Here is a 25,455-nt window from a genome sequence, read left to right as displayed (position 1 = left end):
TGCGGTTACGCGCCGCCGACCAGGGCGCGCCAGGTCTGCTGGCCGACGATGCCGTCCTGGGTGAGGCCCGCGTTCTTCTGCAACTCGCGCACCGCGGTGGTGGTCAGCGGCCCGAAGGCACCGTCCACCTCGATGGGATGGCCGTGCTTGACGCACTGGCGCTGCGCGGCGTGCACCGCCTGGCTGTTGTCGCCCTCCTTGACCGTGACCACCAGATGGGGCCAGGTCACGGGGTCGACGGTGCCGCCGGCCTCCAGGTCGACGGACGTCTGGAACTGCTTGACCGCCGCCTCGGTGTCGGGGCCGAAGATGCCGTCCGCCTCGAGGGCGAACTGGTGGTGGGTGAGCAGGTGTTGGGCGGTGTGCACGTCGGGGCCCCTGACGCCGGACTTGAGCGTCGGCCAGGTGACGGTGCCCTCGCAGCCGCAGTCGGTGGTCCAGCGGCAGATCGAACGGACCCAGCCCGAACCGGAGTTGAAGTAGCCGTCGTGGCAGCGGCGTTCGATGCCGCACGCGCAGGCACCGCAGGCGCCGGTGAAGCGCCACAGCCAGCCGTCGTACGTGCCGGAGTAGCACTGGTTGGGGCGCAGGGTCCAGGTGGTGCCGTCGTTGCGGTGGAAGCCCTCGTGCTCGCCGGAGGTCTCGCAGGCGGCGGCGTGCACGGTGCTCGGCCCGCAGCCGGGGGAGCAGTCGTGGTCGGAGGCGTACGAGGGGCAGTCGCCGGTCCAGATGTCGTACCCGTCGGCGTACGCCTCGCGGGCCACCGAGAAGACGCCGAGCGAGGCGAAGCCGACCGCGGTCGCCGCCTGGAGCGCGGTGCGCCGGGAGAGCACGAAGCGCGGCAGGCCCGTGGTGCGCCGTCGGACCGGCCGGTCCGAGCTGTCGGAGCGGCGGAGCATGGGGACGTCGTCCAGGTGGGGCATCACGCGCTCCTCGGCTGGCTGGCGGGAAGTTCGGCGAGCAGATCGTGCAACGCCTCGGGGGCGCCGAGCGGTTCGGAGCGCACGACCCGGCCGCCGGCGGCGACCAGTACGGCGAAGGGCGTGGCGATCGCGTCGTACGCGGTGAACAGGTCGGGTCGGTGGTCGAGGACGGGCACCGAGTGCGTTGCGGCGGCGGCCTCGTCGGCGTAGACGGCGCGTACGGCGGGGCCGCCGGTCCCGTCCGCAGGGTCGGCGGCGGTGTGTACGCGGTCCGCCTCGGCCAGCACCCGCACGCAGGTGCGGCAGTCGGGGCTGAGGAAGAGCAGCAGGGTCGGCCGGTCCTCGGCGAGCAGCTCCGCCGCGTGCGGCGCGGGGCTGCCGGGGGCGACGCCGACCCGCCCCGGGGTGCGCACCGCGCCGCCGCCCCGGGAGAGTTGGTGCACCTGTCGCACCAGGCCTGACACCACCAGGGCGAGCAGGGCGATGGCGACCCAGGACACGAGCAGGGCACTGGTCACGAAGTCCACGCGCGGTGTCCCCCTCTCACGGTGGGCATGGCTGTCACGGTGGTCACGTTCCGCGCGTGCGGTGCGTTGTGCGGCACGTGGGGTGTGTGCGGTACGCCGTTCCGCGCGTGCGGGTCGGGTGCCACGGAGCGGCGGGCCGGCGCGGAGCCGGCGGCGGGTTGCGCCATCGCGGCCGGCAGGACCCACAGCAGTACGGCGAGGGTCACCGCGACCAGCGCGGCGACGGCGGTCTCGGCGGCGCCCTCGGGCGGGTTCCCGGGGCCGGCCGCCAGTACCGCGCCGCCCAGGGCCAGCGCGGCGAACACCCAGGCGCGGCCGACCACCCAGCCGCTCAGCGGCACCTCGGTGCGCGAACAGCCGCAGGGGCCGCCGCGGCCGGTGGCCAGGGCGTGCCGGGTGTAGAGCGCGTAGCAGACGAAGAGCAGCGCGGTCGCGGCCAACGCCGCGGTGAGCGCGGTGCGTTGGCGGAGCAGCAGGCTCGCGACGAGGGCGGTGCCGAGCACGCCCTCGGCCAGGGTGGCCGCGACGGCGGCGAGGCGTACCGCGCGCTCGGGCACCAGGCCGTGCGCGTGCAGCGCGTCCGGCAGTGCGGCGGGGCGCGAGAGGTGTGCGGCGCATCCGGCGAGCAGCACCAGCAGCACCACCGCGGTGGTGACGGTGCCGAGCAGGGAGGTCACCGGTTCCTCACCCCGCGGTCCGCAGGTCGAGCCGGTCCACCGCGCGGGGCACCGAGGCGACGTCCACCCCGGCCAGCGGCACGATGGTGGCCCACAGGTCGGAGCCGGAGAGCACGAAGAAGGGGCTGCCGTCGGAGAGGCTGTCCCGGAAGAGCTCTCCGGAGCCGACCGACGCGCCTTCCCAGGGCGGGAGCTGGGCGCCGTGCTCACGGGTGCGCCGGGCGACCTCGACCAGGCCCAGGGAGGGGATCTCCTTGACCACGGCCGCCGGACGCGCCAGTCGGCTGCCGGCGGCGCGGTCGGGGGCCAGTACGACGCCGTCCGGGTGCTCGGCGATGTCCAGGGTGCGCAGCAGCGAGAGGACGTCGGCGAGGCGGGCGCGGTAGAGCCGGGTGATCAGGCTGAACCGGCGGCCCTCCCAGACGACCAGCGTCGGGCTCTCGACCTGTTGCGACTGCCGGTCGTACTCGCTGGTGGTCGCGGTGCGCAGGGTGCCGCCGCGGAAGGCGAGTTCGGAGTCGAAGTCGGTGACGCCGAGTGATGCGGCGACCGACTCCCCCAGCTTGCGCGGCCCCGAGGTGAACTCGTGCAGACGCCCGCCGGCGACCACCTCGACGACGGAGGTGGCCGGCTGCGTCAGGTCCAGGTCTCCGGAGAGCCGGAAGGCTGCGCCGTCCAGGGAGCGGTGCTCGACGGCTGTGGATGGAGCCACGGTGTTCCTCCCGAGAGCCCGAGTTCGGCGCCCCGCCGACTGCCGGCGACGACGAGAGCCCACCCTGTCTGTTTGTCGATGCACGGTCAATAACTCGTGTACGGGTAAGGCGGTGCGGAGGCGGTGCGGGGAGCCGTTGGGACGCGGCGGGGGCTTGCGGGGCGCGTTGGGGAAGCGGCGCGGGCCAGTGCGTCCGTACCGGGCCCGCGCACGCTCACCGGCGCACACGTACGGGGTCAGCGGACCACCACGGGGGAGGGGCCGGGGGGAAGGACCTCGCCGATCACCGGGTGGCCGGGGATCTCGCCGGTCAGCAGCAGCCCGCCGGAGGTCTGGGCGTCCGCGAGCAGCAGTCGCTCGCTCTCGGGGGCGGAGCCGAACTCCACGTGCGGAGCGACCCATTGGAGGTTGCGCCGGGTGCCGCCGCTGACGTAGCCGTCCGCCAGCGCCTGTCGGGCGTCGGCGAGGTAGGGCACCGCGGCGGCGTCGACGGCGAGCGTCACGCCGGAGGCGCGGGCAAGCTTGTAGGCGTGTCCGAGCAGGCCGAATCCGGTGACATCGGTACCGGCCGGAATGCCCCCCTCGACCGCGGCGCGCGAGGCGTCGCGGTTCAGCGCCGCCATCACCTCGACCGCCTCGGCGAAGACCGTACCGGTCGCCTTGTGCCGGGAGTTGAGGACTCCGCTGCCGAGCGGTTTGGTGAGCGTCAGCGCGCTGCCGGGGACGGCCGCGTCGACCCGCAGCATCCGGTCCGGATGCACCAGCCCGACCACCGACATGCCGTACTTCGGCTCGGCGTCGGTGATGCTGTGCCCGCCCGAGACCTGGCAGCCCGCCGCGTGCGCCACGTCCCGGCCGCCGCGCAGCACCTCGGCCGCCACCTCCAGCGGCAGCGTCTCCCGGGGCCATGCCAGCAGGTTGACCGCCGCCCAGGGCGTCCCGCCCATCGCGTACACGTCGGACAGGGCGTTGGCCGCCGCGATCCGGCCCCAGTCGTACGGGTCGTCCACCACGGGCGTGAAGAAGTCCGCGGTGGTGACCAGTGCGCGTTCGGAGTCCAGCCGCACCACCGCGGCGTCGTCCCCGCCGCCGTCCAGGCCGACCAGCAGCTCGGCGGCCGGGTTCGCGGGGGCGCTGCCGGCCAACGCGGCCACCAGCTCGTCGAGTTCACCCGGGGGAAGCTTGCAGGCGCAGCCGCCACCACCTGCGTACTGGGTCATGCGCGGAGCCGTCATCCGCCGGACGGTAGCCCGCCGCGGCGGCGCGGACCAGCCCCCGCGTCCCGGCCTGCCGGGACGCGGGGGCCTGCGGCTAGACTCCGCGCCGGAGGCGTGCGGGTGCCTGGTGGCCCCCACGGTCTTCAACACCGATGCGGTCGGGAACCCCGGCCGGGTGGGTTCGATTCCCATACGCCTCCGCTCGCCGGCTCCCGCGCGAACCAGCCGGGCCGCACCGGCCCGTACCGGTTCGCACCGACGCGCACCGGGCCGGGCCGACGCGCACCGGGCCCGGCGCCCCGCGTACGTACGGAGACCGGTCGCGGAACGGCGGTGAGGCACGACAGGACGCGGAGAGGACACCCGATGGCGGATGCCAGACGCCGCGTTCCCCGGACGGACGCGCTGCTGGCCGACCCCCGGCTCGCCGCCGCGGTCGCGCGATTGGGCCGCGAACCGGTGCGCAGCGCCGTGACGGCCGTTCAGGAACGTGTGCGCAGCGGCGAGTTGGCGCCCGAGGAGGCTGCCGACGCCGCCGCGGACGCCCTGCCGCCGACCGCTGCCGCCCTGCTCCCGGTGCTCAACGCCACCGGCGTGGTCGTCCACACCAACCTCGGCCGCGCACCGCTCTCCGAGGCCGCCCGGGCCGCGCTGGCGGACGCCGCGGGCTGTACGGACGTGGAGTACGACCTGGCCACCGGCCGCCGGGCCCGGCGCGGCCTCGGCGCCGTGGCCGCTCTCGCGGAAGCGGTCCCCGGCGCCGAGGCGGTGCACGCGGTCAACAACAACGCCGCCGCGCTGGTACTGGCCGCGACGGCACTGGCCCGGGGCCGCGAAATCGTCCTCAGCCGCGGCGAGATGGTGGAGATCGGCGACGGCTTCCGACTCCCCGACCTGCTCGCCGCCACCGGCGCCCGGCTGCGCGAGGTCGGCACCACCAACCGCACCCACCTCGCGGACTACCGGGCCGCGATCGGGCCGCGCACCGGCTTCCTCCTCAAGATCCACCCGTCGAACTTCCACACCGCCGGCTTCGTCTCCTCGGTGCCGATCGCCCAACTCGCCACGCTGGGCGTGCCGGTGGTGCACGACATCGGTTCGGGGCTGCTGCGACCGCACCCGGTGCTCCCCGACGAACCGGACGCCGCGACCTCACTCGCCGACGGCGCCGACCTGGTCACCGCCAGCGCCGACAAGCTGCTCGGCGGCCCGCAGGCCGGACTGCTGCTCGGCCGCCGCGAAACGGTGGAGCGGCTGCGCACCCACCCCCTCGCCCGCGCCCTGCGGGTGGACAAGCTGACCCTCGCCGCGCTGGAGGCCACCCTGCGCGGGCCCGACACCCCGGTCGAGCAGGCGCTGACCGCCACCGTCGCCGAACTCGCCCCGCGCGCCGAGGCGTTGGCCGTCCGGCTGCGCGCCGTGGGACTGGACGCCGCCGCTGTCGCCTCGGAGGCGCGGGTGGGCGGCGGCGGAGCACCGGAAGCGGTGCTCGACAGCGCCGCCGTCGCGCTGCCGGCCGCCCTGGCGGCGCCGCTGCGCACCGGCCGGCCGGCGGTCGTCGGCCGCCTGCACCGGGACAGGCTGCTGCTCGACCTGCGGACCGTGCCGGAGGCGTACGACGAGACCCTGCTCGCCGCCGTGCTCGCCGCCCGCCCCGCCCCGGCGGACGCCTGACCGCGGCGACGCAGGAGAGTGCCGTGACGCAGACGGGGACGAACGGGGTGAGTGGGGTCGGGACGGCCGGGGCTGGTGTGACCGGTGTGACCGGTGCGCGCGGGACGACCGGGGCCGGGACGACCGGTGCGCCCGGGATGTACGTGATCGCCACCGCCGGACACGTGGACCACGGCAAGTCCACGCTGCTGCGGGCGCTCACCGGCACCGACCCCGACCGCCTCGCGGAGGAGCGCCGCCGCGGCCTCACCCTGGACCTCGGCTTCGTCCGGACCACCGCGCCCGGCGGGCGGCGGCTGGCCTTTGTCGACGTGCCGGGCCACCACCGCTATCTGGCCACCACCTTCGCCGGCCTGGCCACCTCCCCCGCGGTGATGCTGGTGGTCTCCGCCGACGAGGGGTGGCGCCCGCAGACCGCCGAACACCTCGCCGCCCTCAAGGCGTTCGGCATCCAAGACGGGCTGCTGGTGATCACCCGCAGCGACCTCGCCGATCCGGTCGACGCACTGGCGCAGGCGCGCGAGCACACGGCCGGCACCGGGCTGGCCGACGCGCCCGCGGTGGCCGTCAGCGCCCGTACCGGCGCGGGGCTGGCGGAACTGCTGGCAGCGCTGGACGGGGTGGCCGCCGCGGCGCCGACCCCCGACCCGCGGGCGCCCGTACGGCTGTGGCTGGACCGCGCGTTCACCGTGGCCGGGGCCGGCACCGTCGTCACCGGCACGCTCGAAGCGGGCACACTCGCGGTGGGTGACACCCTGGAGCTCTCGCCCGCCGGCACCCCCGTCACCGTCCGCGGACTCCAATGCCTGGGGGAGGAGGTCTCCCGGGCTCGCGGCCCGGCCCGGGTGGCGGTCAACCTCCGTCGTGCGTCCGCGGGCGACATCCGCCGGGGCCACGCCCTCGTCGGACCGGGGGCGTGGTGGCGGACCTCCACCGTCGACGTCCGCCTCGACGTACGGACCGAACCCGGAGAGCGCGCCACGAACCCGGTTCCCCGGCTGCCCGCCGAGCCCCTGGTGCACTGCGGCACCGCGTCAACCGCCGCACGGCTGCGTCCACTTGGGCTCGACACCGTCCGCCTCGCCCTGCGTACGCCGCTGGATCTGCACGTCGGCGACCGGTTGCTGCTGCGCGACCCCGGTTCGCGGTTGCTGCGGGGCGCCGTCGTACTGGACGTCGCCCCGCCGGAACTGCGCAGGCGCGGCGCCGCCGCGGCACGGGCGCGGCTGCTCTCCGACGTCGCCGAACCCGCCGACCCCACCGGCCGGCTGCGCGCCGTCGGCTTCGCCCACCGAGCCGAACTCACCGCGATGGGCTACGCGTTGCGTTCCACCACCTCCCCGGTCGCGCCCGCCTCCGGTCCGGCCCCACCCGAGGCCGTTTCGGTCGAACCCGCCTCCGGTCCTGTGCCCATCGCCGGCCCGCCCGACGCGCGGGCGCACCTGCTCGACGCGGGCCCGTACCTGCTCGACGCGGGGTACGCGGACCGGGCGGCTGCCGCGCTGCGTGCGGAGGTCGACCGCCACGCCGCGGCGAGCCCCGACGATCCAGGGCTGCCGCTCGGCCGTGCCCGTCAGTTCCTCGGCCTGCCCGACGCCCTGCCGCCGAACGCCCTGTTCGGCCCGGAGTTGGTGGTGCGCGAAGGCCGGATCCACCGTGCCGCGAACGCCGACCGGCTGCCCCCGCAGGTCTCGGCGGCGCTGGAGCGGCTCCTTCGCCACCTGGACGACGATCCGTTCGGCGCGCCCACCCGGCGGCAGCTCGGCGAACTCGGCCTCAACGAGGCCGCTCTCGCACTGCTGGTGCGTCGCGGCCATCTGGAGCGGATCGGACCGCTCCATCTGGCCCCGGGCGCAACCGACCGCGCCGTTGCCCAACTCCGGTCGTTGAAGGGCTCGTTCGGCCCGGGGGAGTGCGCCCGTGCTCTGGGCACCAGCCGGCGGGTGGCGGTGCCGCTGCTGGAGGCGCTCGACACCGCCGGCCACACCCGTCGCGACACCGAAGGCCGCCGCACCCTCACCTCCTGACCGGCGCGCCGCGGCGGGCAGCCGGCGGTCCGCCGATGCGGACACGGCGTACGCGGCCCGGCGGCGCGTCGCCCCTCCGCAGCAGCGCCGGTGAGTCCGACCCGCCGCCCTGCCGACCCGCCGCCGTGCCGGCCCGCTCCTCGCCTCTCCGCCGGCTCGCTCCCTCGCTCCCTCGCTTCCGCCTCCCCGCCGCACCCCGGCTCCCCGCTCCGAAAGAATGAGTGGGCTGTTCCACGGGCGACCGGCAAAGGCAACGTTTGATTTCGGCCAAAGTACGGCCGGCGGGACCTGGCCGCACTTCTCTCCGCGGGTGCGGATAGCGGTAACCTGCACGAGTTCGCAGGGGCCGGTGAAGGCCGTAGGGAAGCCGCGTGCACATGCCTCCGGACTATGTTCCGTTGAAGCGGCAACCGCATTCGGTCCGGTTTCCGGAGACCCGGAATCGATGTTGCGCGGGGGTAATCGGGGCAGAATCGGACAATGCCTGCTGCCGGCGTTCTTCGTCACTGTTGACCATCGGTGTCGCTCGGGACATGCTGTGTCCCGTGGGGCACGGGGGTGTGGCTGCGACCCTTTGGACGGCGTACTCCGCCGTGCGGCGAGAAACAACGGAAACCCCTGGCGCGCCCGTACTGCCATCAGATTCGGCACGATCGCAGAAATCGCCAGAAAGGGGCCGCTCGTCATGCCGGACAACAAATCCGAGCTGAAAGCGTTGAAGGCGACTAAATACACGTCCACGGTGCGTGCTTCCAGTGCTTTCGATCAGCTGCGGGCTTCCTGTTACCGGGCGGGGCTGCGAATTCTGGACCTGACCGACCGGTTGCGCGGCCGGGACCACGAGTTGCTGCCGCCGCGCAGGTACCGCCGCTTCATCGGCAACGGCGACTTCCTGAAGGTCGGGCGCCAGATCACCGACTACATGCAGGAGGAGCTGGGGGTCGGCCCCTCGCACGACGTGTTGGACGCCGGCTGCGGCGCGGGTCGCATCGCGGTCCCGCTCACCGACGTGCTGGGCGAGAAGGGCTCCTATCTCGGCTTCGACATCGTGCCGCACGCCATCGACTGGTGCTCCTCCGCCATCACCGCCCGGCATCCGAATTTCCGGTTCGAGCATGTCGACATCCGTCAGGAGATCTATAATCCCGACGGAAAACTTTCGGCCGCTGATTTCCGATTCCCGGCCGAGGATTCCGCGTTCGACGTGGTCGCCATGGTGGGTCTCATCAGTCATCTGCTGCCGCCGGAGCTGGACAATTATCTGACCGAGGCCGCTCGTGTGCTGCGGCCCGGCGGTCAGTGCTTCGCGACGGCCTATCTCGTCGACGACAAGGTGGCCGAAAATATCGCCCAGGGGCGTACCGCGTTCACCTTCACAAATGATCATGGCGAATACTATGTGCATTCGAAGGAAGAGCCGACGTACGCGATCGCCTACCGGGTCGAGTATCTGCGCGAGGCGGCTGCGCGATATGGTCTGCACCTGCGTCGGGAACCGAAGCCGGGTACCTGGGGCACCTCCACCGAGAGGCCGGCCTCAATGGACCTGCTCATCCTTGAGCGCGACTGAGTGCACAGGGCACCGAATTCCCGCGCCGGCATTTGCGGTCGGCGATTGCGGGTTTGCTGGGTTTGCTGGGTTTGCTGAACCGCCGGCGGTCGCCGCGTTCGACGTGGTCGCCGTGCGATCGAGTACACGAGAGAGGAAACACTTCCCCAATGGCAGACAACATTCCGGGTGACGGGGGCAGCAGGGGCGTCCTCGTCCTGTCGGGCATCTCCGCGGCGGGCAAGTCGACCGTCGCACAGGCTCTGGCCGAGCGGTTGGACCGGTCTGTTCACGTGCGCGGCGACTTCTTCCGCCGCATGATCGTCAACGGCCAGGTCAACATGACCGCCGACCCGGAGCCGGAGGCCCTGGAGCAGCTGCGCCTGAGGCACCGGCTGGCAGCGGCGTCCGCCGACGCGTACTGCCAGGCGGGCTTCACCGCGATCATCCAGGACATCCTGCTCGGCGAGCACCTCCAGGAGATCACCGAGACGATCAAGAGCCGGCCGCTGGCCGTGGTCGTCCTGGCTCCCAGCCCCGACGCCGTGCTGGCGCGGGAGGAGAAGCGCGCCAAGACCGGGTACGGCCCGGACTGGCAGCCCAAGGACCTCGACGCCGTGCTGCGCGGAAGCACCCCGGAGGTCGGCCTCTGGCTGGACACCTCCGACCAGACGGTCGACCAGACCGTGGACGAGATCCTCAAGCGGGCCTGGACCGAGGGCGCCGTTTCCTGAACGTCCCGGGGCCGGGTCGTGTCCACCGAGGTGGTGGGCGCGGCCCGGCCCCGATCTCATCGCCGGAGCACAACCCCCGAACAGGAGACGTGAGTTGCGCACCACCGCCATCGGGCAGGACGGGCAGCGGGTAGGCGTCGTGGGACTCGGCTGCATGGGGATGTCCTATGCGTACGACCCCCACGGACGGGACGACACGGCCTCGATCGCCGCCGTCCACCGCGCGCTGGATCTGAGCGCGGACCTCATCGACACCGCGGACGTCTACGGCCCGCACACCAACGAGGAGTTGGTCGGCCGCGCCCTCGCAGGGCGCCGCGAGAAGGCGTTCGTCGCGACGAAGGTGGGCTTCGTCCCCGGCGAGACCAGGCTGCGCAAGGACGGCCGGCCCGAGCACATCAGGGCGGCGGTCGACGCCAGCCTGCGCAGGCTGGGCACCGACCGCATCGACCTCTACCAGCTCCACCGGGTCGACCCCGAAGTGCCGCTGGAGGAGAGCTGGGGCGCGATGGCGGAGACGGTGCGCGCCGGCAAGGTCCGTGCGCTCGGCCTCTCGGACGTCACCGTGGAGCAGATCCGCACCGCGCAGGCGGTCCACCCGGTGGCCGCGGTGCAGGCGGAGATCTCGCTGTGGACCAGGGACTCCCTCGCCGAGCTGGTGCCCTTCACCGCCCGCGAGTCCATTGCCGTGCTTGCCTACTCGCCACTCGGCCGCGGCTTTCTGACCGGCCGCTTCGCCTCCAGCGAGGACCTGCCCGCGGACGACTACCGCCTGGTCAACCCCCGCTTCCAGCCCGAGAACCTGGTGGCCAACCTGCCGCTGGCCGACGCGGTGCGCAAGGTGGCCGACGGTCGCGGTGTCGCGCCCTCGCAGATCGCGCTCGCCTGGGTGCTGGCGCAGGGAGACCACATCGTGGCGATACCGGGCACCAAGAACGCGCGTTATGTGGAGGAGAACACCGCCGCCGCCGAACTGCGGCTCACCCGGGAGGAGACGGCGCTGCTCGACGCACTGCCGGCACCCGCGGGCGCCCGGCAGTGACACCTCCGCCCCCGGCGCACTCCGCCGCAGCCGCACTCCCCGCCCACCGCCCCTGCGCGGGAGACGCGGGAACGCGCCCTCGCGCCCCGCGTTCCCGCGTCTCCCGCGCAGGGGCGGTGGGCGGGTACGGCCGTGTGCGTCTCGCAGGAAGGAAGGACATCCGTGTCCGAAGCCGACGGGCCCTCACGCCGTAAGGGCCTGCCCGTTCTCACGGCCGCCGTGCGGGAGGAGCCCTGGATCTTCGGCGCGGCACTCGCGGCCAGCGCCCTGTACGGCGTCGCCCCTGTCGCCACCTCCTGGGTGCTGGGCAGGATCACCGACCGGGTGATCCTGCCGGCGTTCGAGAGCGGGGAGACCTCGCACGCCGCCCTCGCGGCGGCGGGCGCCGCCATCTTCGCGGTCGCGATGCTGCGGGTGGTGGGAGTGATCGGACGCCGGGTGGGCGCCGGGCTGATGCAGTTCCGGCTCCAGTCCACCTACCGGCGCCGAGTCGCCCACCGCTACCTCCAGTTGCCGCTGTCGTGGCACCAACGCCACTCCGCAGGACGGCTGTTGTCGACGGTCAACTCCGACGTCGAGGCTGTGTGGGCGCCGATCATCCCGCTGCCGACGGCGCTCGGCGTGGTGATCATGCTGGTCTCGGCCATCGGTTCGCTGATCCTGGTCGATCCGGTGCTGGCGCTGGTGAGTATCGCGCTCTTCCCCGCCATCGGCCTGCTCAACGTCTTCTACCAGCGCAGACTCTCCCCGCTGGCGGCGCGTGCTCAGAGCCTGCGCGCCGAGGTGGCCGACATCGCGCACGAGAGCTTCGACGGCGCCGTGGTGGTGAAGACCCTGGGCCTGGAGGCGCACGAGTCCGCGCGGATGGCGGAGCGGGCCGAGGCGCTGCGGGACGCCAACGTGGCGGTCGGTCGGATGCGGGGGCGCTTCGACCCGCTGCTGGACGCGCTGCCCAACCTCGGCATCCTGACCGTCCTGGCGGTCGGCACCAGCCGGATGGCCTCCGGGGCGATCGGCGTCGCCGAACTGGTGCAGGTGGCCTATCTGTTCACGATGATCGCCTTCCCGGTACGGGCCTTCGGCTGGGTGCTCGCGGAACTGCCGCGTTCGGCGGTCGGTTGGGAGCGGGTGCGTGCCGTGCTGGACGCCGAGGGCGACATGCCCAGCGGCGAGCTGCGGCTGACCGACCCCGGCCCGCTCAACCTCGATGCCCGCGGGGTGAGTTACGCGTACAACGGCAGCGATGTGCTGCGCGATGTGACGCTCAGCACCGGCGCGGGCAGCACGGTGGCCGTGGTGGGGCCGACCGGCTCGGGCAAGTCCACCCTGGCGGCGCTGATGGTGCGGCTGATCGACCCGGACCGCGGCGAGGTGCTGATGGACGGGATGAACGCGCGGCAGATGCGTTCGGGTGAGGTGGCGTCCGCGGTGGCCTTCGTCCCGCAGGAGGCGCTGCTCTTCGACGACACCGTCCGCGGCAACGTCCTGCTCGGCCTGGAGCGGGACGACGCGGCGGTCTGGGAGGCGCTGGAGGCGGCCGATGTGGCCCAGGTGGTGCGCGAGTTGCCGGAGGGGCTCGACGCCGGGGTCGGTGAACGCGGCGCCACCCTCTCCGGCGGCCAGCGCCAACGCATCGCGCTGGCCCGGGCGTTGGTGCGCCGACCGCGACTGCTGGTGCTCGACGACGCCACGTCGAGCGTCGACCCCGAGGTGGAGAGCCGCATCCTCAACCGGCTGCGCACCTCCCAACTGCCCTCCACCGTCGTGGTGGTGGCCTACCGCAAGGCGACCATCGCGCTCGCCGACCACATCGTCTACGTGGACCGCGGCCGGGTCGCGGACGCCGGCTCGCACGCCGAGCTCCTCGCCCGCTGCACCGGGTACCGCTCCCTGGTCACCGCCTACGAGGGCGAGCAGAACGGCCACCGGGCCGGTGACGGCGCCGAGGACGACGGAAGCCAGGGGGACGCGGCGGTCGGCGCGTCCCCCGCAGAAGCCGAGGAGGGACGGACCGCATGAGCCGTATCGGGGGCTCCCACCACAGCGCGACCGGCACGCTGAAGCGGCTGTTCGCCACCTCGCCGACGCTGCGGCGCGGCCTGCTCGTCGTCCTGCTGCTCGCGGTGGTCGCCGCCGCGGGCCGGGTGGTGGTGCCGATCGCGGTGCAGGTGACGCTCGACACCGGAATCCAGTCCGAGGAGGGGCCGCGCACGGGCTTCGTGCTCGGTTCGGTCGGCATCTGCGCGGTGGCGGTGTTCTGCACGGCGTGGATCACCTACCGGATGAACCACCGGCTCTACCGGGAGGTGGAGACGGCGCTCGCGGAGATGCGCAAGAAGGCGTTCCGACGGGTGCACGACCTGTCCGCGCCCGCCCTCGGCGGCGAACAGCGCGGTGATCTGGTCGCCCGGGTCACCGGCGACGTGGACCAGTTCAGCATCTTTCTCCAGTTCGGCGGGATGCTGCTGGTCAGCGGCTGCCAACTGCTGGTGGGCAGCGCGGTGATGTTCGCCTACTCCTGGGCGCTGGCCCTGACCGTGTGGGCGGTCTTCCTGCCGCTCGCGCTGATCCTGCCGCGGCTCCAGCACCGTCTCTCCTTCCGCTACGCCGACGTCCGCACCCGTGCGGGCGCGATGCTCGCCACCACCGGCGAGGCCGTCGCCGGCGCCGCGGTGATCCGTGCGCACAACGCCTCGGGTCTGATCGGCGGGCGCATCGACACCGCGGTGGAGGACCACCGCAGGGCGCAGGGCAGGGCGCAGCGACTGGTGGCCGTCACTCTCTCCAGCGGGGAGATCGCCGCGGCACTGGCCATCGGTGCGGTGGTGAGCTTCGGCGTCGTGCTGGGCATCAACGGCCACATGACAGCGGGGGAGTTGGTCGCTTTCCTCTTTCTGGTGACGCTCTTCATCGGCCCGGCGCAGATGAGCACCGAGGTGCTCAACGAGCTCCAGAACGCGCTCGCCGGGCTGCGCCGCACGCTCGCCGTCATCGAGGCGCCGCGCGAGGTCGAGGACCCGGGCGAGAAGGGTGTTGAGCTGGAGCCGGGCCCGGTGGGCGTCGGCTTCGAGGAGGTGGAGTACGCCTACCCCGACGGCGGGCGGGTGCTGCACGGCGTCTCGGTGGAGATCGCCCCGCGCAGCCGGGTCGCCGTCGTCGGCGAGACCGGATCCGGCAAGTCGACCTTCGTCAAACTGCTGACCCGGCTGGCCGACCCGTCCTCGGGACGGGTCCTCCTCGGCGGAGTGCCGCTGACGGACGTGCCGCTGGAGTCGCTGCGACGCCGGGTGGTGATGGTGCCTCAGGACGGTTTCCTCTTCAACACCACGGTCGGCGAGAACATCCGGTACGGCCGCGCCGACGTCGGTGACGACGAGGTCCGTGCCGCGCTCGCCGACCTCGGGCTCACCGGCTGGGCCGAGTCGCTCCCCGGCGGGCTGGAGACCCCGGCCGGGCCGCGCGGCGAGGCGCTGTCGGCCGGCGAACGGCAACTGGTGGCGCTGGCCCGCGCATACCTCGCCGACCCCGACCTGCTCGTACTGGACGAGGCGACCTCGGCCGTCGACCCGGCGACCGAACAGCGCCTCCAGCGCGCCCTGGAGACCGCCACCCGGGGCCGTACCGCGGTCTCGGTGGCGCACCGGCTCTCCACCGCGGAGGCGGCCGACCGGGTGCTGGTCTTCGACGCCGGCCGCATCGTCCAGCAGGGCACGCACGAGGAGCTGTCCGCCCGCCCAGGCCGGTACGCGGAGCTCTACGCCGCCTGGCAGTCGGCGACGACGGGAGCCGCGGGCACGGCGGGCACGGCGGGCACGGCGGAGGCCGCCGGCCGGGCCTGAGCCGCGGGTCGCGGGTCGCGGGTCACAGTCCCGCGGGCCCGCGTCCGCCCGGGCATCGGACCGCCGAACACCGAGCCGCCTGACACGGGGAGGGGCGGCGGCCGACCGGCCGCCGCCCCTCCCCGTGTCCGCGCCGCAGGGTCAGTTGACGCCGCGCATCAGCCTGCTGAGGTGCTTGCGGGAGACGGCGACCGCCCCCGCACAGGCCAGCGCCGCGCAGCCGAGGACGGCGAAGTAGGTGCCGGGCGACCAGACGGTGCCCAGCTGCACCACCTGGGAGCTGAGCGCGCTGCCCATCGCCACCGAGAGGAACCACAGGCTCATCAGCTGGTTGGCGAACCGGGGCGGTGCCAGTCGGGTCGTGACGCTGAGTCCGGTGGGGCTCAGACACATCTCGGCCATGATCTGCACCAGGAACGCCACCAGCAGCCACATCGGGGAGACGCGCTCGCCGCCCGCCGCCGCCATGCCGGCCCCGGCCATGATGAGCGTCGCCACGCCCAGACCGCCGAGCCCGATGGCGAACTTGGCCGCGGTGCTGGGCTGTCGGGTGCCCATCCGTATCCACAGCGCCGCGAAGGCGCCCGCCAGCAGGATGCTGTAGAACGGGCCGAGCGACTGGAACCAGCTGGTGGGGAACTCCCAGCCGAAGAGGTCGCGGTCCACGTGGTCGCGGGCGAACAGGCTGACCAGCGAGCCGCCCTGCTCGGCGATCATCCAGAACATGCTGGCCGCCAGGAAGATCCAGATGTACGCCCGCAGCCGGCTGCGGTCGACCTGGTCCAGCCCCGCCGTGCGGAACATGGTGACGAAGTAGATCACCGGGATCAGCACGGTCAGAGCCGTGACGGCCTGGATGATGCCCTTGGTGAACGACATCCCCCACAGCGCCACCAGGCCCAGGCAGAGCAGGACGACGAAGGCGACCGCCGCCGTGCACAGGCTCAGCATCCGGCGCAGTTCGGCGGGCTTCGCGGTGCGCACCCGTTCGCGGGTGACCGCCGGCAGTCGCCGTCCGCCGCGCAGGCAGACCAGCAGACCGATGAGCATGCCGACCGCTGCGGCGCCGAACCCGGCGTGCCAGTCGATCCGTTCGCCGAGGTAGCCGGTGATCAGCGGTGCGGCGAAGGCGCCGACGCTGATGCCCATGTAGAAGAGCGAGAAGCCGGCGTCGCGGCGGGAGGCGTCCCGTTCGGCGGCGTCCTGCTCATGGTCGTAGAGCCTGCCCACCATGGTGGAGATGCTGGGCTTGAGCATGCCGGTGCCGGCGGCGACCAGCAGCAGCCCGAGATAGGTGGCCCCGGAACCCGCCGGGACGGCGAGGGTGCAGTGTCCCGCGGTGATCACCACACCGCCCCACAGCACCGCCCGGTACGAGCCCCAGAGCCGGTCCGCCAGCCAACCGCCGGGCAGCGCCAGGAGGTTGACCAGTGCGCCGTAGATGCCGAAGATCGCCGCGGCGATGTGCGGGGCGAGCCCGAGCCCGCCCTGGTCCTCCGGCGCGGCGAGGAAGAGGACGAGGATCGCCCGCATCCCGTAGAAGCTGAACCGCTCCCACATCTCGACGTTCCACAGGATGAGCAGCCCCCGTGGGTGCCGATTCCGGGTGCGCCCGTCCTTCTGCGCGGTGTCCCCCGTTGTCACGCTGTCCTCGCCCTCGCCCGCCGGTGTCGACATCAGTGCTCAGTTCCCCGGGACCGGTCTCAGCCGGCCAGCGAGGTGGCTTCGAGTTCGTCGCTGACCAGCAGCAGCGGTATGCCGTCGACCACTCGGTAGGTGCGACCGCACTCGGCGTCGGTGCAGGTCATCGAGGCGCCCGAGGCGTCGGCGCCCAGCCGGGTCTTGCAGACGGGGCAGGCGAGGATGTCGAGCAGACGGCTTTCGATCATGAGAGGTCTTCCTTCGTTCCGTGGGTGGTGAGGTGTGCTGACCGCGGTGTCGCCACCGCGCTGAGGGACCGTCCGGGAGGGACGGGTGCCGCGGCTCCCTCGGGCCGGTTCACATCCGGTGCTGTGCCGGGACGGGAGCGGACACGTTTGTGGGTGGCCCCGCACCGGGGGCCCCGGGCCCTCCGCGCGGGGTGAACTCCTGCCGGGCCGGCTCGCGCTCCGACGCGCCTCCGGCCGGCTCGCGCCCCGCGGCACCGGCGCGCGCGGCGGCGAGTACGGCGTGCACGGGTGCGCGGGACTTGAGCCGCATCTCCTCCAACTCGGCGTACGGGTCGGAACCGAGCACGATCGCGCCGCCGGCGCCCACGCTCCAGCGCCCGCCGGTGCGGACCGCGGTGCGGATGACGATGTTCAGATCGGCGCCGCCGCCCAGGCCGAAGTAGCCGATGGAGCCGGAGTAGAGACCCCGGGGGCGGCCCTCCAGTCGGTCGATGATCTCCATGGTGCGCAGCTTGGGCGCCCCGGTCATCGAGCCGCCGGGGAAGCAGGCGCGCACGCAGGTGACCGGATCGGCCGCCGGGCCGAGCCGGCCGCGGATCGTCGAGACCAGCTGGTGCACCGTGGCGTAGGACTCCACCTGCATCAGCCGGGGCACATGGACGCTGCCGACCTCGCAGACCCGGCCGAGGTCGTTGCGGAGGAGGTCGACGATCATCAGGTTCTCGGCGCGGGTCTTGGCGTCCTCGGCGAGCGCCCGGCGGGCGCTCGCGTCCGCCTCGGAGTCCTCTTCCCGGGGTGCGGTGCCCTTGATGGGCTTGGACTCCACGGTGCCGTCGGCGGTGATGCGCAGGAAGCGTTCGGGCGAGGAGCAGGCGGCCTCCAGCTCGCCGAGCCGCAGATACGCCCCGTACGGCGCCGGGTTGATGCGGCGCAGCCTGCTGTGGACCTCCAGCCCGTCCGGGTCGCCGGGCAGACTCAGGCGGTCGGTGAGACAGACCTCGTAGCTCTGGCCGGCGCGCAGCTCCGCCAGGCACTCCTGGATGTCGGCGAGGTAGCGGTCGGCGCCCCGGTCGCCCGAGCGGGCGGGGGAGTCGGTGGGCGGTGCCTGAACCGGCCTGGACTCCGTGCGGGGAAGCGCGCGCAGGCTGTGCGCGATGCGGTCGATCCACTGCCGGGCCCGTGCGGTGTCGGCGGTGTCGGGCCGGGAGAGGCAGAGCAGGTGGGTCTCGCCGCGCTCGTGGTCGACCGCCACCAGCCGGTCGGCGAAGATCCAGCCGGCGTCGTCCGTCGCGGAGGGGCGGGCGAGCGGTGAACCGCAGTCGGCTCGCAACTCGTAGCCGAGGTAGCCGACATAGCCGCAGACGAAGTCGAACGGCAGGTCGGGGGTGGGGATGCGGCGGCGGCGCAGCTCCTCGCGGAGATAGTCGAAGACCGTGCCCGGCACCTCGGTGGTGGCGCCGTCGGAGCCGGTCACCGCCACCGTTCCGGAACCGGCGCGGTAGCGCACGGTCTCGGCCAGCGGCCCGGAGGCGTCCCCGAGGAAGGAGAAGCGCGCCCGCCCCCGTTCGGCGCGCGAGCTGTCGAGCCAGAAGGCGTGCGCGGTCGCGGAGAAGAGTTCGCGGAAGGCCGTCTCGGTGTCCGGTTCGGCGGCCAGCCGCCGGTGGTGCAGCCGGTACTCCGTCGCAGTGCGCTCGGGTGCGCGGTCCGTGGGCGCCGCGGTGTGGGCGTCCGGGGACTCAAGTGCGGTGTTCTGCCGGTGTGTTGGCGACCCGTCCCGTTCCGCTCGCCCGTCCGGCGGGTCGGCGGGACCCGTGCGGTGGAGTGCGTCCGCCGGCGCGCTCCGGAACACGGGGGCGGTCGGGCGGAGCGTACGGGGTCGGGAGACGGCGGGGCGCGGCGAACCGGCGACCGCGTGGGACCGGGCGAGCCGCACGAAGTTGGCTATCAGGCGGTCGCCGTGCTCGGTGCAGGCGGACTCCGGGTGGAACTGCACGCCCCAGCGCGGCAGTCGGCGGTGCCGCAGCCCCATCACCACGCCGTCCTCCGCCCAGGCGGTGGCCTCCAGCTCCGGCGGCAGCGGCTCGCGCACCGCCAGCGAGTGGTAGCGCACCCCGGTGAAGTGCTGCGGGATGCCGGCGAACAGCTCACTCCCCCGGTGGCGCACCGGGCTCAGCCAGCCGTGCCGCGGTTCCCATGCCTGCTCGACCCGGGCCTCACCGGCGAGGGCGAGCCCCTGGTGGCCCAGGCAGACGCCGAGGATCGGCAGCCGGGAAGCGGCCAGCAGACCGGTCAGATGCCCGAAGTCGCCGGGCACGCCGGGGTGTCCGGGGCCCGGCGAGACGACCAGCGCGTCGTATCCCGCCACGTCCGGGCGCAGCAGCACCGGGTCGTCGTTGCTCACCACATTGGGCTCGGCCCCGGTGACCGAGGCGATCAGCTGGAACAGGTTGTAGCTGTAGGAGTCGTAGTTGTCCACGAGTAGAATCCGCATGGAGGCTCCGTTGGCGGGTCCGGGGAACGTCGGGATGACCGGTGGTGCTCATACGCCCATGGCCAGACCTCCGTCGACGGGGACCACTGCGCCCGTCACGTAGCCGGCCGCCTCGGAGGCGAGGAAGGCGATGACCGCGGCGACCTCCTCCGGTTCGGCTGCCCGGCCCAGTGCACTCCCGTCGACGATCTGCGCCCGTCGTGGCGCGGGCAGATCCTCGGTGAGCGCGGTGCGCACGAAGCCGGGCAGTACGACGTTGCAGGTCACTCCATGGGGCCCCAGCTCGCGGGCCACCGTCCTGCCGAGCCCGACCAGCGCCGATTTGGAGGCCGCGTAGTTGGTCTGGCCCGCCATGCCGAGCACCGCGGCGACCGAGGAGACCAGCACCACCCGGCCCCACCCGCTGTCCACGAGAGCGGGGGCGGCCCGGCGCAGGACGCGCCAACTGCCGGTCAGATTGGTGTTGACGACGCGTTGGAAGGCGGCGGCGTCGGAGCGGATGAGGAGGTTGTCCTCGCGCACCCCGACGTTGCAGACCACGATCTGGACCGGGCCCTGTTGCCGCTCGGTGCTCTCGAACGCGCGGCCGACGTCGGCCGGTTCGGCCACATCGCACCGGACGGCGGCCAGTCCGTCGGGCGCCTCGCCGCCGCGCGAGGCCACGGTCACCCGGTGGCCCTGCTCGGCCAGCATCCGGGCGGTGGCCAGCCCGATGCCCCGGCTGCCGCCGAAGACCAGCGCCGAACGCCCGCGCCCGGCGGGGGAGTCGGGGACGTGTGCAGCGGCCGGCGCCGGGCCGGCCGGGTCGGTGGTGGCGGTGGCGCCGGTCGGCTCGGCGAGTCCGGTCGGCTCGGCGGGGTCGTCGGTGCGGTCTCGGTCGGTGGTCACGGCAGCGGCACCACTCTTTCGAGCGGCTGCATGAAGTTCAGCGCGATCGGGACCGCGTCCGGGTGCAGGGCGGCGGCCTTGCACAGCACCTGACCCGGTCCGGTGTCCACGACGGTCTCCACTCCGGAGTCCAGCACCGCGCGCATCGCGTCGTTCCAGCGCACCGGGGCGGAGAGCTGGCGCAGCAGGTCGGTGCCCAGCTCCCCGGGGTCGGTGCTCGGTCGGCCCGTGGTGTTCAGCAGCACGGGTGCGGTCGGTGCCGCCGGTCCGAGCGCGGCGAGCGCCGGGGCGAGTTCCTCCTGCACCGGGTCCATCAGCGGCGAGTGCGAGGCCACTCCGGCGGTCAACTCCCGTACGTGCACGGGCTCCTGCTCGGTGGACGCCTGGGCGGCGCGGTCCGTCACCCAGCGCACCGCGCGCTCGTCGCCGGAGACCACGGTCTGCTGCGGCCCGTTGAGGCAGCCGGTGACGGCGACCCCCGCGGCGGGCGGGCAGTCCGCGCACCACTGGGCGACCCGTGCCGGTGCGACGCCGCCGATCGAGGCCATCAGCGCGGGACGACGGCGCGACTGCTCCGCCATCAGGCGGGCACGGCGGGCCACCAGCGTCAGCGCGTCCTCGAAGGCGACCGACCCGGCGGCGACGAGCGCCGCGAAGTGGCCCAGGCTGTGTCCGCCGACGAAGGCGGGCGGCGCCAGCCGCTCGCCCAGGTGGGCGCGGAGCGCGGTGCTGCCGGCGAGCGCGGTCGCCACGACCGCCGGATGGGAGATCTCCGGCGGTGCCAGCTCGGGCGCCGTACCCGCACGGCAGAGCCGGGCCAGGTCGAGGCCGACGGCCTTCTCGGCACGCTCCAGCACCTCGACCGCCGCCGGGAACGTACGGCACAACCGGCGGGCCATGGCGGGCAGATGGGAGCCGGCGCCGGGGAAGACCAGCGCGTAGCGGCCCGTTTCGAGCGCGGTGAGCGGCGTCATGCGCGCACCCCCTGCCAGAGCCGGGCCATGTGCACCTTGCCCGAGCCGGTACGGGGCAGCCGCTCGGTCAGATGGAAGCGGGTGGGCACCTTGTAAGGGGAGAGCAACCGGGCGAGGTGGCGCCGCAGTTCGATCTCGGTGACGGCCGGCTCCGCGGCGACGAAGGCCACGAAGGCGTCGCCGGTGCGTCCCGGCACCGCGGGCGCCGCGCTCACCCGGCACTCGCTGACGCCGGACATGGACAGGACGGCGCGTTCCACCTCGTCCGGGTCGACCTTCCGTCCGGCCACCGTGATCCGGCGGTCGGTGCGTCCTCGTACCTCCACCAGACCCGGCCCGGGCAGCCGGCCGGTGTCGCCGGTGCGGAACCAGCCCTCGCGCAGGGCGGCCGGGCCGAGTTCGGGCAGGCCCCAGTAGTCGACCTCCGCGCCCTGCTGGCGCAGATGGAGGTCGCCGACGGTCTCCGGGCCGGCGTCCGCGAGCCAGCGGCCGTCCTTGTCGGTCAGCCAGTTGCCGTCCTCGTCGGAGAGCCGCGCGGTGACGCCCGGCATCAACCGCATCGGCCCTTCGGGGTCGTCGGCGGCGAAGGCGATCTGGCCGAACTCCGTCGCCCCGTACTGGTTGCGCACGGGTGCGCCGACGCGCTCGCGCCAGGCGCGCGCCAGGTCGGGCGGCAGCGGTTCACCGGCCGAGAGGCAGAACCGCAGGTCGGGAGCTTCCAGCGGTTCGCCGCACTCCAGCATCGCCCGGTAGAGGAACGGCACGGTCTGCACCACTGTCGCGCGGCTCTCCCGCAGCGCGCGGGCGAGTCCGGCCGGGGAGGGCGGGTGCGGGGCGAGTACCAGAGTGGCGCCGCTGAGCAGCGCGGGGAGCAGCGAGGCACCGAAGGCGTACGCGTGGTGCAGCGGAGTGGTGCACAGCAGCCGGTCCTCGGGGCCGTACCCGGCGCTCTCGGCGTACGCGCCGGAGTTGGCCAGGGTGACCGGCCAGCTCTTGCGCACCACTTTCGGCAGCCCGCCGGTGCCGGAGGTGACGAGCCCGATGAACGCGGGCGCTCCGTCGGGGCCCGCACCGTCCTCGCGGGTGGCAGCGGTGCCGGGGTGAGCGGTTGCGGACGTGTCGCGGGCGGACGTGTCGTGGGCGTCGGTGTCGGGGAGGGGCCCGGCCGGGGTGCCGCCGGGCTCCGTCGCGGCCGAAGCGCCGTACCAGTGGCCGACGTTGCCCAGCTCGGCGACCTGTTCGCGTTCGGCGGCGGTGGCGCGCGCGTCGTAGAGCACGACCTCCGCGGCGTTGGCGATCAGCGCGAGCAGCGCCACCGCGGTGTCCGGATGGTTGCTCGCGAGCAGTCCGGTCCGGTTTCGCTCGCCGGTGGGCGCGGGCAGGGCGGGGCGGGCGCGCTGGACGCGTGCGTACAGCTCGGCCCAGGAGAGTACGACGCTCTCGTGCTCCAGCGCCGTCCGGTCGCCGTCGTGCTCGGCGCGCTGGCGCAGCACGGAGAGCAGGTCCGGTGCGGCGGGCGCGTCGCTGCCGCCCGTGGTGCGGTGGGGCGGGGCCACGGGGGCGGTGTGGCGTGCGGTGCCGTCCGACGGTTTCATGCGCCCGCTCCCGCCACCGCGGTCAGCCGGGAGCCTCCGCAGACCAGTTCGGTGCCGCGTGCGTCGTGCGAGTCCCGCCGGTGGGCCAGGGCCGTGAACGGCGCGGTCACATCCGTGCCTCTGCCGCCCGACGCCTCGCCCGTCGTACCGGCAGCGTCGTCCCGGCGCACCGCCGGGTGGCTGCCGCCGGGGCGCCAACCGGTCACCGAGACCCGGCCGTTGACCGCGCCGCCGCCGCTGCCGAGGATCGCGGCGGCGGTGGTCAGCAGCGGTACGGACTCGTCGTCGGCCGTTGCGGGCTGCGGCCAGTGCGCGGCGGCGACCAGAACGCTGCGGCAGCGCCCGGTACGCACCATCAGCGCGGCGTAGCCGAGTGCGTCGACGCCGGCGGAGGCTCCGGTGAGGGTCACCGCGCAGCCGTCGAGGCCGAGGGCGATGCACAGTTCGCCGGTGAGGGTGTGCGGCGAGTAGTGCAGGAAGCACTCCGGTGTCAGCCAGCGCGGCCCCGGACCGGCCAGTACCTGGGCGATGTAGGTGCCGGTCGCCGCGGTGGCGCCGTTGGAGGCGGTGACGCACCCCATGTTCCGCACCTCCTCGGGGCTCAGCCCCGCCTCGGCGACGGCCGCCTCGGCGGTGGCCAGCAGCGCGGGGCGCAGCAGGTCCCGCACGGCCAGTGGGGTGCGCGGCAACTCCTCGGTGCGCTCGGGCAGTCGGGGCACGGGCTGTGGCGCGGAGCGCACGACGAGCCCGGCGAGGTTCACGGGCGCCGCGTACGAGCCGCCGGCGGGGGGCGCGGCTTCGGTGGCCGCGTAGGCGACGGAGGGGGACGCGGAGGGGGACGTGGAGGCGTCAGTCACGGCTGAACACCACCGCCACGTTGGAACCGCCGAGTCCGCAGGAGATCGTCATTCCGACCGAGGGCGGTGCCTCCGGTGCGCGGTCGCCGAGGTTCAGATGGTCCCAGCGAGGGTCGCGGTCCTCCAGCCCCAGAGTGGGCAGGACCTCGCCGCGCGCGAGCGTGAGTACGGTCATGATCGCCTCCACGGTGCCTGCGGCGCCCTGGCAGTGGCCCAGGGCGGCCTTGGTGCTCACCACCGGAACCTTCGGCAGCCGGTCGCCCAACACCTCGTCGAGTGCCCGCAGTTCGGCGATGTCGCCGTGCCGGGTGCCTGCGGCGTGCGCGTTGACGTAGTCGAGCCGGTCGGCGCCGGTACGGGCGTCGGCGAGCGCGCGCTGCACGGCCTTGGCGACGCCCTCGTAGTCCGGACGGGCGGCCTGGCTCGCCTCGTTGCTGCTGCCCCAGCCCCGCAACCGGGCGTAGCCGGAAGTGGTTTCGGCCGTTCCGCGCTCCAGGACCATCGCGGCGCCGCACTCGGAGATGCGGATGCCCGCACGACGGGTGCTGAACGGGCGGCAGCCGCGCGGATTGAGGGTCCGCAGCGAGGCCAGCCCGTGGAACGCGGTCTCGGTGACGGTGTCCACGCCGCAGACCACGACGCGTTCCACGACACCGTCCCGCAGCAGGTCCGTGGCGACTCCCAGCGCGGTGGCGCCCGCGGCACTGGCGTTGCCCACCTGGACGACGGGGCCGTCGGGGAAGGGAGCGCCACCGGGGTCGTCGGAGTCGCCGTCGCGGTCGCCGGGGGAAGCGCCGCCGGGGGCGTACGGCTCCCAACCGGCGTCCAGCCGGGGGCTGTTGCCCTCGGCCCAGGCGCGCCACACCTCGGTGCCCGGGCAGCCGCCGCTGTCGGTGGTGCCCAGTACCAGCGCGGTCGGCACGTTCCGTACGCCGGTGCGGTCCCGGGCGTCGGCGAGTGCGGAGGTGACGGCGCGGTGCAGCAGATACGGCAGCCTGGCCGCCTCGCCGGGGAGGGGAGCGCCGGGTTCCTCGGGCACGAAGCCGGCGATCCGGGTGCCGGTGCGCGAGACGTCGAAGTGGGTGACCTCGCGGAACTCGCCGTCGCCGGACCGGCAGACGCGCCACAGGGCTTCGGTGCCCGTGCCGCCCGGGGACAGCACCCCGAGCCCGGTCACCACGGGAGCGCGGCCGAGGTCCTCCCCGGCTCGCGCGCCCTCGTACGGCGCCTGCGCGGCCTGTGCGTGCGCGGCCTGTGTCTGCGCGGTCTGTGCGTTTGTGGCCTGTGCCTGCGCGGTCTGTGCGTTTGTGGCCCGCCCGCCCGTGGCGGGTGCGCCCGCGGTGCTCACGGGGTCTCCGCGGGTGCGTGGCCGTGGGCGTCGAGATAGTGGACGAGGGCGTCGATGGAGTCCGCGATGTCCCACAGCTCGCCGTCGGCGATCCGCTCGACCTCGAAGTCGCGTTCCAGCTCCGCGAGTACGACGACGATGTCCAGCGAGTCGATGCCCACGTCGTGGAACTTCTCCCCGCGGTCCAGGGCGTGGGCGAGCTCGGCCCCGAGCCGCGCGCCCAGGCGGTCGCGCACCAGCGCTTCCGTGCGCTCCGCGGCCGAAGCCTGCCGGTCGTCCTGCATAGCCTCTCCCTCTCCCTGCCCGCTGTCGCTCCGGCTTTCGCCGGTCCCGCGTCCGATGTGCTGCCTCCGGCGCCGCCGTTCGCGCGCCCGGTGCGCTCGTGCTGTCGTGTGCCGTCCTGTCCGCCGTGCCGCCGTGCCGCCGTGCCGCCGCGCCGTCGCGCCGTCGCGCCGTCGTGCCTGGGTGCCTTCGAGGGACCGGTGTCCCCGC

21 protein-coding genes and 1 tRNA gene are annotated in these 25,455 nt (G+C 73.9%); 8 read left to right on the top strand and 14 right to left on the bottom strand.

What is annotated here, in order from left to right; all coding sequences use genetic code 11:
- Window positions 1–5 precede the first annotated feature (5 nt).
- The 5 genes from JGS22_RS05475 to selD all read right to left on the bottom strand — a co-directional run bounded on the left by JGS22_RS05475 (window position 6) and on the right by selD (window position 4,074).
- Window positions 6–923, bottom strand: coding sequence for a peptidoglycan-binding domain-containing protein (locus tag JGS22_RS05475; protein WP_211043161.1), 918 nt, complete (start codon window positions 921–923; stop codon window positions 6–8).
- The gene (locus JGS22_RS05470; protein ID WP_211043159.1) at window positions 923–1,450 is read right to left on the bottom strand and encodes a hypothetical protein; all 528 of its coding nucleotides are present in this window, start codon (window positions 1,448–1,450) and stop codon (window positions 923–925) included. Before JGS22_RS05470 ends, JGS22_RS05475 begins: the two co-directional genes overlap by 1 nt.
- Window positions 1,438–2,127, bottom strand: a complete 690-nt coding sequence (locus JGS22_RS05465; RefSeq protein WP_308405528.1) for a MauE/DoxX family redox-associated membrane protein — start codon at window positions 2,125–2,127, stop codon at window positions 1,438–1,440. Before JGS22_RS05465 ends, JGS22_RS05470 begins: the two co-directional genes overlap by 13 nt.
- Before the next feature lie 7 nt (window positions 2,128–2,134).
- Entirely contained in the window at window positions 2,135–2,839 is a 705-nt protein-coding gene (locus tag JGS22_RS05460; protein WP_216814848.1) for a hypothetical protein, read from the bottom strand.
- 236 nt (window positions 2,840–3,075) lie between these two features.
- On the bottom strand, window positions 3,076–4,074 hold the full coding sequence (gene selD, locus JGS22_RS05455) for a selenide, water dikinase SelD (protein WP_211043302.1): 999 nt from the start codon (window positions 4,072–4,074) through the stop codon (window positions 3,076–3,078).
- A 90-nt stretch (window positions 4,075–4,164) separates the two neighbouring features.
- Between selD and JGS22_RS05450 the strand changes: the two genes are divergently transcribed.
- From JGS22_RS05450 to JGS22_RS05415, 8 genes are all read left to right on the top strand, one after another.
- A tRNA-Sec gene (locus JGS22_RS05450) sits at window positions 4,165–4,257 on the top strand.
- 165 nt (window positions 4,258–4,422) lie between these two features.
- On the top strand, window positions 4,423–5,730 hold the full coding sequence (selA, locus tag JGS22_RS05445; RefSeq protein ID WP_211043304.1) for an L-seryl-tRNA(Sec) selenium transferase: 1,308 nt from the start codon (window positions 4,423–4,425) through the stop codon (window positions 5,728–5,730).
- Window positions 5,731–5,753: 23 nt separating this feature from the next.
- Window positions 5,754–7,757, top strand: coding sequence for a SelB domain-containing protein (locus JGS22_RS26750; RefSeq protein ID WP_308405527.1), 2,004 nt, complete (start codon window positions 5,754–5,756; stop codon window positions 7,755–7,757).
- Window positions 7,758–8,442: 685 nt separating this feature from the next.
- Entirely contained in the window at window positions 8,443–9,327 is an 885-nt protein-coding gene (locus tag JGS22_RS05435; protein WP_211043754.1) for a class I SAM-dependent methyltransferase, read from the top strand.
- A 149-nt stretch (window positions 9,328–9,476) separates the two neighbouring features.
- On the top strand, window positions 9,477–10,040 hold the full coding sequence (locus JGS22_RS05430; protein ID WP_216814847.1) for an AAA family ATPase: 564 nt from the start codon (window positions 9,477–9,479) through the stop codon (window positions 10,038–10,040).
- 94 nt (window positions 10,041–10,134) lie between these two features.
- Window positions 10,135–11,082 (top strand): aldo/keto reductase, encoded by a 948-nt coding sequence (locus tag JGS22_RS05425; protein WP_268980886.1) that lies wholly within the window; start codon window positions 10,135–10,137, stop codon window positions 11,080–11,082.
- 162 nt (window positions 11,083–11,244) lie between these two features.
- On the top strand, window positions 11,245–13,101 hold the full coding sequence (locus JGS22_RS05420; protein WP_211041459.1) for an ABC transporter ATP-binding protein: 1,857 nt from the start codon (window positions 11,245–11,247) through the stop codon (window positions 13,099–13,101).
- Window positions 13,098–14,921, top strand: coding sequence for an ABC transporter ATP-binding protein (locus JGS22_RS05415; RefSeq protein WP_211041460.1), 1,824 nt, complete (start codon window positions 13,098–13,100; stop codon window positions 14,919–14,921). Before JGS22_RS05420 ends, JGS22_RS05415 begins: the two co-directional genes overlap by 4 nt.
- A 141-nt stretch (window positions 14,922–15,062) precedes the next feature.
- Here the strand turns inward: JGS22_RS05415 and JGS22_RS05410 are convergent, their stop codons facing one another.
- From JGS22_RS05410 to JGS22_RS05370, 9 genes are all read right to left on the bottom strand, one after another.
- Window positions 15,063–16,598, bottom strand: a complete 1,536-nt coding sequence (locus JGS22_RS05410; RefSeq protein ID WP_211041461.1) for a peptide MFS transporter — start codon at window positions 16,596–16,598, stop codon at window positions 15,063–15,065.
- A 26-nt stretch (window positions 16,599–16,624) separates the two neighbouring features.
- On the bottom strand, window positions 16,625–16,810 hold the full coding sequence (locus tag JGS22_RS05405) for a Trm112 family protein (protein WP_211041462.1): 186 nt from the start codon (window positions 16,808–16,810) through the stop codon (window positions 16,625–16,627).
- A gap of 109 nt (window positions 16,811–16,919) precedes the next feature.
- Entirely contained in the window at window positions 16,920–19,301 is a 2,382-nt protein-coding gene (pabB, locus tag JGS22_RS05400; RefSeq protein ID WP_236073034.1) for an aminodeoxychorismate synthase component I, read from the bottom strand.
- Between the two features lie 48 nt (window positions 19,302–19,349).
- The gene (locus tag JGS22_RS05395) at window positions 19,350–20,039 is read right to left on the bottom strand and encodes an SDR family oxidoreductase (protein ID WP_211041474.1); all 690 of its coding nucleotides are present in this window, start codon (window positions 20,037–20,039) and stop codon (window positions 19,350–19,352) included.
- A gap of 146 nt (window positions 20,040–20,185) precedes the next feature.
- Window positions 20,186–21,163 carry an ACP S-malonyltransferase gene (locus JGS22_RS05390; protein WP_211041463.1) on the bottom strand — a complete coding sequence of 326 codons (978 nt, stop codon included), beginning with the start codon at window positions 21,161–21,163 and terminating at the stop codon, window positions 20,186–20,188.
- Window positions 21,160–22,758: a class I adenylate-forming enzyme family protein gene (locus JGS22_RS05385; protein ID WP_211041464.1), complete on the bottom strand. Its 1,599-nt coding sequence runs from the start codon at window positions 22,756–22,758 to the stop codon at window positions 21,160–21,162. Before JGS22_RS05385 ends, JGS22_RS05390 begins: the two co-directional genes overlap by 4 nt.
- Window positions 22,755–23,615, bottom strand: coding sequence for a beta-ketoacyl-[acyl-carrier-protein] synthase family protein (locus JGS22_RS05380; protein ID WP_211041465.1), 861 nt, complete (start codon window positions 23,613–23,615; stop codon window positions 22,755–22,757). The genes JGS22_RS05385 and JGS22_RS05380 overlap by 4 nt, the downstream gene beginning before the upstream one ends.
- Window positions 23,608–24,963 (bottom strand): beta-ketoacyl synthase N-terminal-like domain-containing protein, encoded by a 1,356-nt coding sequence (locus JGS22_RS26975; protein ID WP_211041466.1) that lies wholly within the window; start codon window positions 24,961–24,963, stop codon window positions 23,608–23,610. Before JGS22_RS26975 ends, JGS22_RS05380 begins: the two co-directional genes overlap by 8 nt.
- Window positions 24,960–25,247, bottom strand: a complete 288-nt coding sequence (locus JGS22_RS05370; protein WP_211041467.1) for an acyl carrier protein — start codon at window positions 25,245–25,247, stop codon at window positions 24,960–24,962. The genes JGS22_RS26975 and JGS22_RS05370 overlap by 4 nt, the downstream gene beginning before the upstream one ends.
- Between the last annotated feature and the right edge of the window lie 208 nt (window positions 25,248–25,455).

This window comes from Streptomyces tardus, from assembly GCF_018101125.2.
GTDB lineage: Bacteria > Actinomycetota > Actinomycetes > Streptomycetales > Streptomycetaceae > Streptomyces > Streptomyces tardus.
Note: the sequence above shows the minus strand (reverse complement) of the source record. Positions and strands in the feature narration are given on the sequence as shown.

Bases quoted from the DNA above. Each gene is read 5' to 3' on its own strand.
- JGS22_RS05475 (WP_211043161.1), bottom strand. From the start codon at position 923: ATGCCCCACCTGGACGACGTCCCCATGCTCCGCCGCTCCGACAGCTCG.
- selD (WP_211043302.1), bottom strand. From the start codon at position 4,074: ATGACGGCTCCGCGCATGACCCAGTACGCAGGTGGTGGCGGCTGCGCC.
- selA (WP_211043304.1), top strand. From the start codon at position 4,423: ATGGCGGATGCCAGACGCCGCGTTCCCCGGACGGACGCGCTGCTGGCC.
- JGS22_RS05435 (WP_211043754.1), top strand. From the start codon at position 8,443: ATGCCGGACAACAAATCCGAGCTGAAAGCGTTGAAGGCGACTAAATAC.
- JGS22_RS05430 (WP_216814847.1), top strand. From the start codon at position 9,477: ATGGCAGACAACATTCCGGGTGACGGGGGCAGCAGGGGCGTCCTCGTC.
- JGS22_RS05415 (WP_211041460.1), top strand. From the start codon at position 13,098: ATGAGCCGTATCGGGGGCTCCCACCACAGCGCGACCGGCACGCTGAAG.
- JGS22_RS05410 (WP_211041461.1), bottom strand. From the start codon at position 16,598: ATGTCGACACCGGCGGGCGAGGGCGAGGACAGCGTGACAACGGGGGAC.
- JGS22_RS05405 (WP_211041462.1), bottom strand. From the start codon at position 16,810: ATGATCGAAAGCCGTCTGCTCGACATCCTCGCCTGCCCCGTCTGCAAG.
- pabB (WP_236073034.1), bottom strand. From the start codon at position 19,301: ATGCGGATTCTACTCGTGGACAACTACGACTCCTACAGCTACAACCTG.
- JGS22_RS05390 (WP_211041463.1), bottom strand. From the start codon at position 21,163: ATGACGCCGCTCACCGCGCTCGAAACGGGCCGCTACGCGCTGGTCTTC.
- JGS22_RS05385 (WP_211041464.1), bottom strand. From the start codon at position 22,758: ATGAAACCGTCGGACGGCACCGCACGCCACACCGCCCCCGTGGCCCCG.
- JGS22_RS05370 (WP_211041467.1), bottom strand. From the start codon at position 25,247: ATGCAGGACGACCGGCAGGCTTCGGCCGCGGAGCGCACGGAAGCGCTG.